Annotated in this window: 12 protein-coding genes; 1 reads left to right on the top strand and 11 read right to left on the bottom strand. The window is 56.7% G+C overall.

Annotation, left to right across the window (positions count from 1 at the left end; genetic code table 11):
* Position 1 precedes the first annotated feature (1 nt).
* The 8 genes from FCS96_RS10265 to FCS96_RS10230 form a co-directional block, all read right to left on the bottom strand.
* Positions 2-934, bottom strand: coding sequence for an ABC transporter permease (locus tag FCS96_RS10265; RefSeq protein WP_138440246.1), 933 nt, complete (start codon positions 932-934; stop codon positions 2-4).
* Positions 931-1,980, bottom strand: coding sequence for an ABC transporter permease (locus tag FCS96_RS10260; protein ID WP_138440245.1), 1,050 nt, complete (start codon positions 1,978-1,980; stop codon positions 931-933). The genes FCS96_RS10265 and FCS96_RS10260 overlap by 4 nt, the downstream gene beginning before the upstream one ends.
* Positions 1,981-2,087: 107 nt before the next feature.
* Positions 2,088-3,650, bottom strand: a complete 1,563-nt coding sequence (locus tag FCS96_RS10255) for an ABC transporter substrate-binding protein (protein WP_138440244.1) — start codon at positions 3,648-3,650, stop codon at positions 2,088-2,090.
* 699 nt (positions 3,651-4,349) lie between these two features.
* Positions 4,350-6,071, bottom strand: coding sequence for a putative bifunctional diguanylate cyclase/phosphodiesterase (locus FCS96_RS10250; RefSeq protein ID WP_138440243.1), 1,722 nt, complete (start codon positions 6,069-6,071; stop codon positions 4,350-4,352).
* Positions 6,064-6,501, bottom strand: a complete 438-nt coding sequence (locus FCS96_RS10245; protein ID WP_138440242.1) for a response regulator — start codon at positions 6,499-6,501, stop codon at positions 6,064-6,066. Before FCS96_RS10245 ends, FCS96_RS10250 begins: the two co-directional genes overlap by 8 nt.
* On the bottom strand, positions 6,498-7,784 hold the full coding sequence (locus FCS96_RS10240; RefSeq protein WP_138440241.1) for a sensor histidine kinase: 1,287 nt from the start codon (positions 7,782-7,784) through the stop codon (positions 6,498-6,500). Before FCS96_RS10240 ends, FCS96_RS10245 begins: the two co-directional genes overlap by 4 nt.
* 196 nt (positions 7,785-7,980) lie before the next feature.
* On the bottom strand, positions 7,981-8,706 hold the full coding sequence (locus tag FCS96_RS10235) for an LrgB family protein (RefSeq protein ID WP_138440240.1): 726 nt from the start codon (positions 8,704-8,706) through the stop codon (positions 7,981-7,983).
* A complete protein-coding gene (locus FCS96_RS10230; RefSeq protein WP_138440239.1) occupies positions 8,699-9,073 on the bottom strand; it encodes a CidA/LrgA family protein in 375 nt (124 codons plus the stop codon). Before FCS96_RS10230 ends, FCS96_RS10235 begins: the two co-directional genes overlap by 8 nt.
* Before the next feature lie 80 nt (positions 9,074-9,153).
* Between FCS96_RS10230 and FCS96_RS10225 the strand changes: the two genes are divergently transcribed.
* The gene (locus FCS96_RS10225) at positions 9,154-9,690 is read left to right on the top strand and encodes a YaeQ family protein (protein ID WP_138440238.1); all 537 of its coding nucleotides are present in this window, start codon (positions 9,154-9,156) and stop codon (positions 9,688-9,690) included.
* Positions 9,691-9,723: 33 nt separating this feature from the next.
* Here FCS96_RS10225 and FCS96_RS10220 read toward each other — a convergent pair whose 3' ends face one another.
* From FCS96_RS10220 to FCS96_RS10210, 3 genes are all read right to left on the bottom strand, one after another.
* Positions 9,724-11,109 (bottom strand): phosphohexomutase domain-containing protein, encoded by a 1,386-nt coding sequence (locus tag FCS96_RS10220; RefSeq protein WP_138440237.1) that lies wholly within the window; start codon positions 11,107-11,109, stop codon positions 9,724-9,726.
* 73 nt (positions 11,110-11,182) lie between these two features.
* Positions 11,183-12,673, bottom strand: coding sequence for a mannose-1-phosphate guanylyltransferase/mannose-6-phosphate isomerase (locus FCS96_RS10215; protein ID WP_138440236.1), 1,491 nt, complete (start codon positions 12,671-12,673; stop codon positions 11,183-11,185).
* A 78-nt stretch (positions 12,674-12,751) separates the two neighbouring features.
* On the bottom strand, positions 12,752-13,930 hold the full coding sequence (locus tag FCS96_RS10210) for an alginate lyase family protein (protein ID WP_171040732.1): 1,179 nt from the start codon (positions 13,928-13,930) through the stop codon (positions 12,752-12,754).
* Positions 13,931-13,956 lie beyond the last annotated feature (26 nt).

The raw sequence follows: 13,956 nt of genomic DNA, 5'->3' as shown, positions 1-13,956 counted from the left end.
CTTACCCCTTGTACAGCCGTGGATTCATGACATCCCGCAACCAGTCACCCAACAGGTTGATGACCAACACGAGTACCACCAGCACCAGGCCGGGAATCAGGGTGATCCACCAGGAACCACTCTGGATGTAATCAAAGCCGGATTTGATCAGCGAGCCCAACGACGGCTGGGTTTCAGGCATGCCCAGGCCCAGGAACGACAGCGCCGCCTCGGAGATGATGGCGTTGGCAATCTGCACCGTGGCAATGACAAAAATCGGCGACAGGGTATTGGGCAGAATGTGCCGGAACATGATGCGCCGGGTTCCGAAGCCCATGACCTTGGCGGCGTCGACATACTCTTTCTTCTTCTCCGCCAGCACCGAGGCACGCACGGTCCGGGCGATCTGCGGCCACTCGGCCACGCCGATGATGAAGATCAGCATGTAGATGGCGATCTCACCAAACATCAGGTTGCCGAAGCTGGCCTTGAACACCGCGCCGACAATGATCGCGACCATCAGGGTGGAGAACGACAGCTGCACATCGGCGATGCGCATCAGGATGGAATCCACCCGGCCACCCAGGTAACCGGCCAGCAGGCCGAACAAAATGCCGAGCACGGCCTGTAGCACCACCGCACCAAAGCCGATCAGCAGGGATACCCGGGTGCCGTAGAGAATGGTGGACAGCATGTCGCGGCCTTGGGCATCGGTGCCCAGCGGAAAGGCCGCATCGGCCCCGCTCATGCCCACCGGCGGCAGCTCCGAGTTCATGATGTTGATCTGTGCCAGATCGTAGGGATCGGTGGGTGCCAGCAAGGGCGCGAAGACCGCCGCGGCCACCATCAGCACCAGCACCAGAAAGCTCACAATGGCAATCTTGTCGCGCTTGAAGCTGTACCAGAGGAAGGAGTCGCGAAAGCGATCCCAGCGTGAAATCGTCGCCGTCGTCATGCTTTCTTACCTGTCAGTTTTACCGTTGGGTTCACCAGGCCGTAGATCAGATCCACGATGGTGTTGGTAATTACGAAAATCAGTCCCACCACCATCAGGTAGGCCACGATCAGTGGGATATCACTGCGGGTGATGGCTTCGAGGAACATCAACCCGACACCCGGCCATTGGAAGACCGTTTCGGTGAGGATGGTGTACGCCACCATGGTGCCAATCTGGACACCGCCAACGGTGATGACCGGCAGCATGGTGTTCTTCAGGGCGTGCAGGAAGTTGATGCGCCCCGGCTGCAGGCCCTTGGCCCGGGCATAGCGTACGTAATCGCTCTGCAGCACTTCCATCATTTCCGCCCGGATCAGCCGGATAAACAGCGGCAGCATGATGGAGGCCAGGGAAATGGCCGGCAGGATCAGGTGCAACAGGCCGCCCTGGGAAAAGAACCCGGAGTGCCAGGTGCCGAACAGATGCGTCAACTCGTCACCGCGGCCGTAGGACGGCAAACCGCCTTCGGTCGACAGCGCGCTGTTCAGGTTCTGGCCCCAGCCGGTATCGGCGGGGAACATGTCCACGGTGACACCGATGGAGAACAGCTGAATCAGGACAATGGCAGTCAGGAAGACCGGGATGGAAATCCCTACGGTGCTGACCCCCATAAAGAATTTGGACAGTAATGCCTGGGGCCTGATGGCAGCGTAGACGCCTATGGGCACCGAGAAAAACAGGATGATCAGACTGGCGCCAATGGCCAGTTCCAGGGTTGCTGGCAGGTGCTCGAGAATGACGTCCAGTGTCGGCTTGCCGTAAAAGTAGGAAATGCCCAGATCACCCTGAACGGCATTACCGGCAAAACGCAGGTACTGGACCACCAAAGGATCGTTCAGACCCATTTCGTCCCGGATGGCGTCGCGCTCCTCTTCGGAGACCGACATACCAACCATCTGCTGAAGGGGATCGCCCAGACCATCCTGGATGGCAAACGCAATCACACTGATCACAAACATGACCAATATTGCTTGGGATATCCGCTGAACCAAAAACGCTAACATGGATAGATTCCGGAGTTTGCTTTAAAAAGCGCGTGCTTCAAATAAAGCGTGCTACAAATAAAAGGCCGGCGCCGGAACCTCCGACGCCGGCCAGCCTTCAGAGGCGATTACTCAACGACCAGGTCTCCCATATACGGGAAATTCATCACGTTCAGGATCGGCTCAATCTGGACGTTCTTCTTGCTGGCCCAGGCCAGGTCCTGCCAGTGCAGCGGGATAAAGGCAGCTTCGTCGTAAAGACGCTGCTCAACTTCCTGCAACATGGCCGCACGCTTATCCAGATCGGTTTCAACGTTGGCCTTGTCAACCAGGGCATCGAGCTCGGCGTTGCAGTAGTTGCCAGCGTTGTATTGGCCGGAACCACTGTCAGCATCCGGGCAGAAGGTCAGGAACTCGAAAAAGTTCGCAGAATCCTCGGTATCCGCGTGCCAGCCGATCATCATCATGTCGGCAGCGCGGTTATCGTACTCCGGCCAGTACTGGGCCTTGGGCAGAGTCTTCAGGTCCACGGTGATGTTGATGCGTGCCAGCATGGCGGCGACCGCCTGGGCAATCTTGGCATCGTTCACGTAGCGGTTGTTCGGGGCCATCATGGTGATGGTGAAACCGTCTTCATAGCCGGCTTCCTTCATCAGCTCCTGGGCCTTGGCAACGTCGAAGCGCGGCTCCAGGGACGCGTTGTGGCCCTGGTAGCCTTCCGGTGACATCTGGGCGGCCGGCGTCGCGAAGCCCTTCATGATCTTGGCCGCAATGCCTTCCTGGTTGATGGCGTGGGCGATGGCCTGACGCACCTTCGGATTCTTGAACGCTTCAACCCGCTCCTGGTTCATGTGGAACAGGATGATGCGGGTACCGCTCATGGTGACCAGCTCGGAGTTCTTGTCGTTGCGGATACGCTCGAGATCGGTCGGCGGAACCGGCGCCACGAAATCAACACCGCCGGACAGCAGCGCAGATACACGGGTGTTGTTCTCTTTGATCGGTGTCAGCACGATCTTGCCAACATTACCCGGCGACTCGGTATCCCAATAGTCATCAAAGCGCTCGAACTCCACGCGTACGCCCTGCTGACGACTGGCCACGGTGAACGGGCCGGTACCGGACATGTTGTTGGAGGCGAACGAGTTGCCGTGCTTGACGATGGCGTCCTTTTCCTGACCACCGTCGGTCTTGCCGCTGTAAAACTCACTGTCCATTGGGAAGATGTAAGTCGCGGTGTTCAGCAGCAGTGGATACGGCTCGCTGGTGATCAGCTCGAAGGTGTAGTCATCAATCACCTTCAGCTCACTGAACGGCTTGAAGATGGCTTTGAAATCCTGGCTCTTCTTCAGGCGATCGAAGGTGAACTGAACGTCTTTGGTGGTCAGCTCATTGCCTGAGTGGAACTTGACACCTTCGCGCAGCTTGAAGCGCATAGTGTTCTCATCAACACGTTCCCAGCTTTCAGCCAGACGGCCTTCAAAGCCCAGATCCTTGGTCCACCGAAGCAGGGGATCGAAGGTCATGTGAGAAAGCTGAAGCATGCCACCGGAAAGCTGCTCGTGGATGTCGAGCGTGACCGGGTCGGCGTCGTACGCCATTTTCAGTTCCTTGTTCGCCTCAGCAGACATCGCCATCGGGGCGGAAGCCAGGGCCATGGAACCAACAAAAGCTGTCAGTAGTTTTTTCATCGCGTTTTCCGTCGCTGTTTTAAGAATTTTGCGGCGCATCGGCGCAACTTCGCACCAGATGTCTGCGCTAAAAACTAGTCGGGGATTCCCCTAACAGCAATCGAAATTGCGAGTGGAGGTTATTCGCGAGGTGAATGAGCCGTTAACGCCGCCTTGCGGGTGGCTCCGGTGCAAAAAAAACAGGGGCATGTTTTCCTAATGCTTATCGTGGGTTGAACCACCCCGAGACCCGCCTTTTGGCACCAAGGTTACGCTGAACCAATAAGCCTCAATGACTCGCATGATCTCAACCAAACCCTGAAATCCTACAGGGACACGGATAACAGATGTGGCTCCAAGTGCGTAAAGACTCCTGACATCCGGCCTTGCCCTATCTGTGTGAAACACGATCACCGGCACGTGCCGTAAATCCGCGGAAACTTTCACTCGCCTAAGCCAGTCCCTGGTAGCAGCCGGGTTGTCGCCAATCAGATACATCAACAAATGGGGAAATCCACTGGAATTTACCCGAAGATTTTCCGCTCGTTGATTAAACTCAGTTTCGTTAGCCAGAACCGTTAGGTTATGGCCAAGTGAGTTCATTCGCAGCACCTCCTCCAAGTCTTCACCATGCTCACCTGAGGCGATCAACCAAACGTTCAATATCATTTGCCTCGAAAAAAGCACTGTCCCTCCCTGGCAATCAATGCCGCACCTTTATTACCCAGAGCTTGGTCGGCCCGCCAATGCCCACTGGCTCGCTTCCTCAAAGGCCAGTGGCCGCGATACAAGAAAGCCTTGGCCCAACAGGCATCCGATCTGCTGCAATTCGAGGAGTTGAGTCGGCGTCTCAATGCCCTCAGCGACCACCTCCATGCTCAATGACTCCGCCATGGTCACAATGGCCTTGCATATTGCCGGCTCGGACAACTCCTCCTTATCTGACGACACAAAGCTCTTGTCGATCTTGACGACGTCCGCTGGAAATTGCCTCAAATACCGCAAGGAGGAATACCCCGTTCCAAAATCATCGATGGCTATCTTGATGCCCAGCCCGCGTAACCGGCTCAATTCCGTGGACACACGACCGTGCTCCTCAATTCCATCCAGCAAACTTTCCTCGGTTATCTCAACCTCGAAAAGATCGGCACCGACGCCTTCGGCCAAAGCTATAGACTGAAGGGCGTCAACGAATCTGCCCGCCTTCAATTGCAGTGGCGATACATTGATTGCTATTCGACAGTTGGTGATCCCCAACAACTGCCACTCTTTAAGGTACTGGCATGCTTTGGAAATCACCCATTCACCGATGGGCACTATCAAACCTGTTTTCTCGGCAACAGGAATAAAATCAGCAGGAGATACCGCACCCGTAGCCCCGTAACGCCAGCGCAACAAGGCCTCGAAACCTATTACTTTCTGGCCCTCCAGCGTCCACTGAGGCTGGAGATGCAAGTCAAACTGATCGTTTTCCAGTGCGTATCGCAAACCTTTTTCGATGTAGAGGTGCTTCTCCAACTGAGTCTGAAGATTAGCGGTGAAACACTGAACTTTATTCAATCCACTTCGTTTTGCTTCATATAAAGCAAGATCAGCTTTCTGCATCAATTTAATGGGTGTATCGCCGTTTTCGGGATACATGGCCAAGCCGATGCTGGCCGATACATTTAGCTCGTGCCCACCAACTGGCGAGGGGTGGGACACCGCCGATACAATCTTCTGGGCCACTGCCAGCGCATCATTCGCACTGTGAAGTTCTTCAATCAGGATGGTGAATTCATCACCGCCAATCCGGGCAACGAAATCAGCTTCCCGAATCACGGATTTCAAACGATCCGATATCAGGAGCAAAAGCAGGTCGCCCGTCGGATGACCGAGTGAATCATTGATTTCCTTAAAGCGGTCAAGATCCATGAACAGGACCGCAAGACTTTTGCCAGAACGTTTACAGCGCGCCAGTGAGCTTTCGAGAATTTCTTCAAACAAGAGTCGATTTCCCAAGCCGGTTAACGGATCTCGTTTGACCATTCGTTCCAGCTCAAGCTCCGCGCGTTTGTGGCGGATCGCGTGACCGATAGTTCGCTCCAGCAAGGGCAAACTCAGTTCGTCCTTGGGCAAAAAATCTGCAGCTCCCAGTTCCAGCACTTCGTCATCGAGTTGCGGGGAGTTTGCCCCCGTCAAAACTACAATAGGGATAGTGCAGTGCAGCTTCCTCGCTTCCAACAAGAGATCACGTGCCGTTTCGCGCCCCAGAAAATAGTCGACCAGGAAGACATCGCATTCCGGGGCCAGCAATTCCTGACGCGCTTCCTCGATCGTGCTGAGGTGACAGACTTCGAACCGGAATCGCTTTGAACCAAAAAGCAACTCGTCGAGGATAATGAAATCAGTGGGATCATCATCTACGATGTGCACCCGGATGACGTTTTTTGTGCTAACCACTCGGTAGCTCCACAATTGAACACCAGTAAGCGCTTAACGCCTTTACCTGAATCACCAGCTTCTCAAAATCCACCGGTTTGGTAATGTACGAATTGGCTCCCAGATCATAACTGCTGAACACTTCCTCCTCCCGACTGGATGTGGTCATGACAATTATCGGTAAGTGCCTTAGCTGAGGGTCGACCCGTATTTCTGCGAGACACTCTCGTCCATCCTTTTTTGGCATGTTCAGATCCAGAAGAATCAGGCCAGGCACTGGATATCGAGACTCATCGGTGTAGGGAGGCTCTCGCCGGAGATATTTCATCAATTCGGCCCCGTCATTGACAAAAAAGAGGGGGGTGGGTGCGCTGGCCTCTTCGAACGCTTCCTTAGTCAATACCTGATCAACTGGATCGTCATCGGCCATCAATACCGGAACAGTTTTCATGGTCCGCCTCCAAGTGCCCCGGCAAGCGGCAAATCAAACCGGAACTCCGCACCCTTTCCTTCCGTACCTTGCGCGGCAATAGTCCCACCATGCCGCTCTACAATCTTGCGGCAAATAGCAAGACCCATTCCGGTGCCTTCAAACTCTGCCCTGCCATGCAGACGCTTGAACACTTCGAAGATCTGTTCTCCGTACGCCATATCGAATCCGATGCCATTGTCAGCCACGAAAACGTCGCAACGCCCAGTGGCCTCGTTTCGGTGCGCCCCAACTCTAATTACCGGTGGAGTCCCGGGAGAAAAGTATTTCAGTGAGTTACTCAATAGATTCTGGATCAGTTGCCTTAGTTGAGCAGGGTCTCCGTGCACCCAGCACAGATCGTCCACCTGGATCGACGCGCCGGTTTCCTCTATGCGCAGCTGCAAGTCCCGACAGGCCTCATCCACGATTTGTGCAAGATTGACGTCCTCATGATCTTCGCGACTCGAACTGATCCGGCTGTAACTCAGCAAGCTGTTCAGCAGCGCGTCCATCCTCTCCGCAGCTTCTCGAATGTAACGCACAAACTGCTCGCCTTTTTCGTTAAACTCTCCGTACTTACCGGACATAAGCATCTGAGTGAACGCCATCAACTTGCGCAGAGGCTCCCGCAGGTCATGGGAAGCGATAAAGGCAAATTGTTCGAGCTCTTCGTTTGACCGCTTCAACGCTTGCGTCTGTTCCTGCTGCCGCCTTTCCAGACGGGATCGTTGCTCAATTTCCTGCTCCAGCCGAACTTTGGTGCGCGTCAGCTCTGCAATTCGACCTTCCAGTTCTACGTGGGCCCTTTCGAGGCCTTGCTCGGAGAGACTCCGGCGGGAAATTTCGGCTTCCAGCTCATGGTTTGCTGCCTGCAGTTCGGCAGGACGCGGCAGCGCAATGGCTTTAGGAATGAGGGGCCAAATGAGAGCTGCGGTGAGCAGAGAGACCAAAGCAGTTAACGCCTTGAGTCCTCCAGAGACGTAATAAGCCCCATTCCAGACATTGTAGACCGACATCAGATGGGTCAGGCCACAGCAAAAGATAAAGAGCGCAAACAGCACAAACATCCAGTCGTATTCAAGGTCTTTACGCTTGTGCACCAGCACGTACAAAGCGACCGGGATGGTGAAATAAGACGCAGCAATGAGTGAATCGGAGACTGTGTGCAGAACTACGAGATCAGAGCGCCACAGATAGCAATGCCCGTGTCCCATGAAGGTTGTGTCGAACCAATCAGAGAGTAAGGGTGACATATTACTCATAACAGTTACCCCTGAGTCAGCTCTGATGGTGCACTTCGACTGAAGCGTTTTTTGTTTTACTTCTCATACAATAGTCAACAGGTGAACCGGTTTCCAGAAGTAAAGGGAATCAGGGGAGGCCAAAATGATTGCTTAAACAGATTCAGTGCCGCTTTCTGGACACCATGAGCTATCGCACAACACCTGCACTCCAGCTCTAGACCAGACGCCAAATCAGGGGAAGAATTAACGCGGTAAAGACACCTGTCAGCCCCATACCCAGAGACGCAAAGGCGCCGGCGGTATGGCTGATTTCGAAGGCCCGGGCGGTGCCAATGGCATGACCGTTCAGACCGAGGGCAAAGCCGAGGATACGTTCGTCTTCTATTCCCAACGGCCCTGCCAGCAGGTCAACAAACAGTGTAGCGAGCACACCAGTGACCAGCAGCCCACCCATCATCAGGGGTACGGCACCACCGAGTTGTTCGGTTATGCCAATAGCAATCGGGGCGGTGACCGACTTGGGCGCCAGCGAGGCCAGCACCTCCGGGGTCGCACCCAGAGCCCAGGCAATTACCAGCGCGTACACCGACGCCAGGGTGGCCGCCAGCGGTAAGGTGCAGACAATGGGCCGCCACAAGGCCCGGATATGATGCATCTGTTGATACAGGGGAATGCCGAGGGCGACCGTCGCCGGCCCCAGCAACAGCATCAGCCACTGGGCGCCGTCACGATAGCGGTCATACTCCAGTGGTAACAGGGCAATGATGAGAGCCAGCGCCACCGCCGACAACACCACCGGTGGCAGCCACAGCGGCTGGCCGAGGCGGCGAAACAGCCAATTGCCGATGAAAAACGCACTCAGGGTCAGGCCGATCGCTAGTATCGGCGTGGCCGACAGGGTCTCTGGAAGGGCAAGCACACGGGTAAGCAGGTCAGTCATCCGCCCCGCCCTCACCCAACCTACTCCGCTGGCCGGTCCGCACCAGTGCTCGCATCAGCAAGAGCGTGCTCAGCACACTCAGGACGGTGCCAAGCAGGAGCGCGGCAATCACTGCCAGCCACTGTTCCTGGTACTGGCTGACGGTGAAAAAGGCCCCGACCACACCGGGCATGATCAGCAGAACCAAGACCGAGATCAGGCCCTGACTGGCGGTTGCCAGCTCATTGCTGACCCTACCCTGCAGCATCAGGGTAAGCGTAATGAGGATCATGCCCAGCACGCCACCACTGATTGGCAACACGAACACCAGCCGCAGCGCCTCGCCGAGCAGGAAAAACAGAACCAGAATCAGGAAACCACGCAACATTGAGAGGTCGTCATGCTTATCAGGACAGATTTGCACTACACTAGCGCATACTGATAGCAAGACACCAATCCGGACTTTTCATGGCGCTCAAAGCAACCATCTACAAAGCCACACTGAACATCGCCGACATGGACCGGCACTACTACGCCGATCATCACCTGACTATTGCCCAACACCCGTCCGAAACCGACGAGCGGATGATGATCCGGCTACTGGCGTTCGCCCTGAACGCAGGCGAACATCTTGAGTTCACCAAGGGCCTGAGCACCGATGATGAACCCGAGTTATGGCAGAAAAGCCTGAGCGACGAGATCGAGCTGTGGATTGAATTGGGCTTGCCCGAGGAGGGCAGGCTGCGCAAGGCCTGTAACCGTGCCAGACAGGTCATTCTGTACACCTACGGCGGCCGCGCGGTGCCCCTGTGGTGGGAAAAGCATCACAATAAGCTCAGCCGGTTCGACAACCTGACCATCGTCAACCTGCCGCAGGAAGCCACCGATGCGCTGACGACATTGGCCCACCGCAGCATGTCTCTACAAATCACCATTCAGGATGGTGTCGTCGGCATCTCCGACGACACTCAGCACGTGCAACTGGAGCCGGGCCCGATCGTCTGAGCCTGGCAACCTCCTGGCACACCAGCGGCACAGCTACAGGGTGACCGCTTCCCGCGGCCCGCGGATGGGCTTCGACAGCTGCTGGATCTGTTCCAGCAGGGTCTCGGTCCGCTCTTCCATCAACGCCTGATCAGCACGGCTTTCCACGTTCAGACGAATGACTGGCTCGGTGTTCGACATGCGCAGGTTAAAGCGCCAGTTGTCGAACTCCATGCTCAGCCCGTCAATGTGGTTCAGCGACAGTGCGTCCCGCAAATAAATCTCTTCGATGGCCTCGATCACGACGGCCGGGTCATCCACCGTGCGGTTGATTTCGCCACTGGCGGGAAATGCCTCAATCCGGGCATCGATAAGCGCCGACAGTGTCTGACCGGACTGGCTCAGCCGCTCGGCCACCAACAACCAGGGAATCATGCCGCTGTCGCAGTACGAGAAATCCCGAAAATAGTGGTGGGCACTCATTTCACCGCCGTAGAGGGCATCTTCCTCGCGCATGCGCTGCTTAATGAAGGCATGCCCGGTTTTGCTCTCCACCGCTGTGCCCTTGGCTGCTGACACCAGCTCCCTGGTATTCCAGACCAGCCGCGGGTCGTGGATCACCTTGCCGCCGCCCTGCTTACGCAGGAACTGGTCAGCGAGCAGGCCGACAATGTAGTAGCCCTCGATAAACCGGCCCCTCTCGTCGAAGAAGAAGCAGCGGTCGTAGTCCCCGTCCCACGCAATACCCATGGTTGCATCACTGGCCAGCACCGCCATAGCCGTGGCCGAGCGGTTTTCCTCCAGCAGTGGATTGGGAACGCCATTGGGGAAGGTACCATCGGCTTTGTGGTGTACTTTGTAGAACTCGAATGGCAAATACGGCTCCAGCGCATCGATCACCTCACCGGCGCCGCCGTTGCCGGCGTTAACCACGATTTTCAGGGGCTTGAGACTGTCCCGGTCGACGTAACCCAACAAGTGTTCAATGTAGGGTCCGGTCACTTCCAGGCTGCGTAGCGTCCCGGGTTCATCGGCATCCGGCAGGGACTGCTGGGCACCGTCACGGATATCGGTCAGGCCATTATCAGAACTGATCGGCCGTGCACCCGGCCCCACCAACTTCATACCGTTGTAGTCCTTCGGATTGTGACTGGCCGTCACCATGATGCCGCCGTCCAGCCCAAAATGGCTGGTCGCAAAATAAATCTGTTCCGTGCCGCACAGGCCAATGCTGTAGACGTCCGCCCCGGCCGCCATCAATCCCTGATTCAGGGCATCGGCAATCTGCGGACTGGACAGACGAATGTCGTAACCGACGGCGACCTTGCGGGCACCAGTCACAGCGACGTAGGCTCGGCCGATTCGCTCGGCCATTTCCGGGTTCAGTTGATCGGGCACCCGGCCACGGATGTCGTAGGCTTTAAAGCAGTTATAATCCACCAGAGTTCTCCTTAATTCATGAAACCTGGGACAGACCCGCGGACCGGCGTCCGGTCCCCGGGTCTGCCGGTCATCACGCCCGGTTCATCATCACCGGGATGTCGTCTTCCTTTTTCTCGTCGCTTTGCTTGTCCCTTTCCTTGTCCTGGACCGCTTCGGTGCGGCCGTAACGGTCATCCAGGCGTTCAATGTCGTCCTCACCCAGGTAGGCGCCAGATTGCACTTCGATCAGTTCGAGCGGGATTTTCCCGGGGTTGAACAGACGGTGCACCGCGCCGATTGGGATGTAGGTGGATTCGTTCTCCGACAGCAGGAAGGTTTCGTCGTCACGGGTTACCTCCGCCGTGCCACGCACGATGATCCAGTGCTCGGCTCGGTGGTGGTGCTTTTGCAACGACAGCTTCTCGCCCGGCTTCACGGTGATGTGCTTCACCTGGAACCGGTTGCCCATGTCGATGCTGTCATAGCTACCCCAGGGCCTGAACACCTCGCGGTGTACCCGGGTTTCCGGACGTGATTCCGCCTTCAGCTTGTTGACCACGCCTTTGATCTCCTGGACCCGATCGCGATGAGCCACCATCAGGGCATCTTTGGTGTCGACCACCACCAGATTGTCGACACCAATCATGGCCACCAGTTTATCCGGGGCATGAATCAGGCAACCGGAACTGTCTTCGAGGCAAGCATCACCAAACACCGCGTTGTCCTGCTCATCTTTGTCGCTGATGTCCCACAATGAGCTCCAGGCCCCCACGTCGCTCCAGCCGGCATCCAGCGGCACCAGCATGGCCCGGGTGGTTTTTTCCATCACCGCATAATCGATGGAATCATCCGGGCAATGCTCGAAAATCTCCGGTGGGATGCGACAGAAGTCCATGTCGGCTTCCAGATTTTTAGCGGCCAGCAGCGCGGTGTCGTAGATATCACGGCTGTGGGTCTTCAGCTCCCGAAGGTAGGCATCGGCCCGGAACATGAACATGCCGCTGTTCCAGTAATAGCCGCCTTCGTCCAGCAGACGCTGGGCTGTGGCTTCGTCCGGCTTCTCGATGAACTTCTGCACTGGCCGGGGACCATTTGGATCCTCCTCAGCGCCGGCCGCCGAGACATAGCCATAGCCGGTTTCCGGGCGATCCGGCGTAGTGCCGAATAGCACCAAAGCACCTTCCTGGGCAACCTCTATGCCCTTGGCAATGGCATCGTGAAATGGCTTGGTTTCGCTGATGTCGTGGTCTGCCGGCAGCACCAGCATGATGCTGGTCGGATCCCGGCGGGCAATCTGGATAGCCGCCATGGCAACGGCCGGGGCGGTGTTACGCCCGAATGGCTCCAGCAACATGGTCTGAGGCTTCAGGCCGATGGCATCCAGCTGTTCCTTTACAATAAACCGGTGTTCCTCATTGGCGACCACCACCGGTGCCTCGACCTTGTCCTTAGGCAACCGCGCCAGGGTCTGCTGGAACATGCTGTCCCGGGTCAACAATGGTAGAAACTGTTTGGGATAAGCTTCACGGGATAGCGGCCAAAGCCGTGAACCGGAACCACCCGACAATATGACTGGAATCATAATCCTGCTCCTTCTCTCGTTTGATAGGGCCCCGGCATTGATGCCGGGGTCGGGTTTCTCTAACCTTTTCTGGGTTCTTTAATACTGAATGCGCACGTTGCCCGGCGGATGAGGCTCACCCTGAGCCGGCCACCGGGGTTCAATGCGGTACAGGAATTCAATGTCACCACCCAGCCGGGTGTTTTTGACCGGAGCATGCTCAGCGAGGAAGCCTTCCATGCCCGGAAGCGGGCCCCAGGTTTCCGCCCATGGCCTCATCCATGCCAGCCCCCAGGCGGTGCTCAAGCCCTCAACCTTCTGGCTATGGCCGGTGATGCGTTCAATCGCGGACGGATCTTCGAGGCCATCCACCACGTTCTGGGCCAACAGCTCGAAGGTTTCCTGGTACTGCCCATACACCGGGGCCTGGTTGACCTCGGCAAACACCGCCATCAGGGTCAGCGGCTGCATGGCGTAGTTGTGGTACTCGAGAGCCCGATCCTCCCGGCTCAACTCTTTCGGCAAGTAGCCGTCGGAGGCGATCTGGCCCATGGCCTGGTCGAACTTGCCCAACGACCATTGCCAGTCGCCGTAATCGTCCGTGGCCACCGCCGACGCCATCACGGCCCAGGCCGCCCAATAATCGTGGTTATTGACCTTGCGCGGCTCACGATCGGTGTAATAATCCCGGACCCCGTCCGCAACCCGCGCAAACCAGTCCTCAATTCGGGCGACCTTGGCGGAATCCAGGGCATTTTCCGGGGCCGAGGATTTAACCCGCAGATAGGCATTAGCTGCCGCAGCCAGCGCCCATTTCCGGACCGCCTGGCCAACGTGATTGATGTCGCCTGGCATCAACGCGCCGGCCTCGGCCCAGGTATTCAGGTTGTCTATCAGGCAGGCCCGGGCTTCGGGGCCATCACCATCCACCTGATAATCGTTGGCAGTCGCGATCACTTGTTTCTCGAACCGGCGAATGGTGGCCGACGCCTCCTGATAGGCCTGATATGCCTCCTTATTGAGTTCATTGCGGGCGTTGTCACTGCCCTGGTATTTGCTGGTGAAGTTCATGCTGCCCCGGTGTGGCTCCACGATTTCGCAATCGTAGGAGCCACTCGAGGACGCTTCCGGAATCTGGTAGTAGCCGACCGGTGCCCTCAGCCCCTCATCGCGAAACTGGCCGGCCTCTACCGAGGTCACGCCAATAACGGAAACCAGGGCGGTGGACAGCAGTGTCCTGCCCGGCTTCTTCAGTTTGTCGGTGTATCCGAACCTCATACCTACTCCCATTTACGGGTGGATTT

This window comes from Marinobacter alexandrii (assembly GCF_005871205.1).
GTDB classification, from domain to species: domain Bacteria; phylum Pseudomonadota; class Gammaproteobacteria; order Pseudomonadales; family Oleiphilaceae; genus Marinobacter; species Marinobacter alexandrii.
Note: the sequence above shows the minus strand (reverse complement) of the source record. Positions and strands in the feature narration are given on the sequence as shown.

Excerpts from the sequence above, each read along its gene's own strand:
- FCS96_RS10235 (WP_138440240.1), bottom strand. The coding sequence starts at position 8,706 with ATGACTGACCTGCTTACCCGTGTGCTTGCCCTTCCAGAGACCCTGTCG.
- FCS96_RS10210 (WP_171040732.1), bottom strand. The coding sequence starts at position 13,930 with ATGAGGTTCGGATACACCGACAAACTGAAGAAGCCGGGCAGGACACTG.
- FCS96_RS10230 (WP_138440239.1), bottom strand. The coding sequence starts at position 9,073 with ATGTTGCGTGGTTTCCTGATTCTGGTTCTGTTTTTCCTGCTCGGCGAG.
- FCS96_RS10225 (WP_138440238.1), top strand. The coding sequence starts at position 9,154 with ATGGCGCTCAAAGCAACCATCTACAAAGCCACACTGAACATCGCCGAC.
- FCS96_RS10260 (WP_138440245.1), bottom strand. The coding sequence starts at position 1,980 with ATGTTAGCGTTTTTGGTTCAGCGGATATCCCAAGCAATATTGGTCATG.
- FCS96_RS10265 (WP_138440246.1), bottom strand. The coding sequence starts at position 934 with ATGACGACGGCGACGATTTCACGCTGGGATCGCTTTCGCGACTCCTTC.
- FCS96_RS10215 (WP_138440236.1), bottom strand. The coding sequence starts at position 12,673 with ATGATTCCAGTCATATTGTCGGGTGGTTCCGGTTCACGGCTTTGGCCG.
- FCS96_RS10245 (WP_138440242.1), bottom strand. The coding sequence starts at position 6,501 with ATGAAAACTGTTCCGGTATTGATGGCCGATGACGATCCAGTTGATCAG.
- FCS96_RS10255 (WP_138440244.1), bottom strand. The coding sequence starts at position 3,650 with ATGAAAAAACTACTGACAGCTTTTGTTGGTTCCATGGCCCTGGCTTCC.
- FCS96_RS10240 (WP_138440241.1), bottom strand. The coding sequence starts at position 7,784 with ATGAGTAATATGTCACCCTTACTCTCTGATTGGTTCGACACAACCTTC.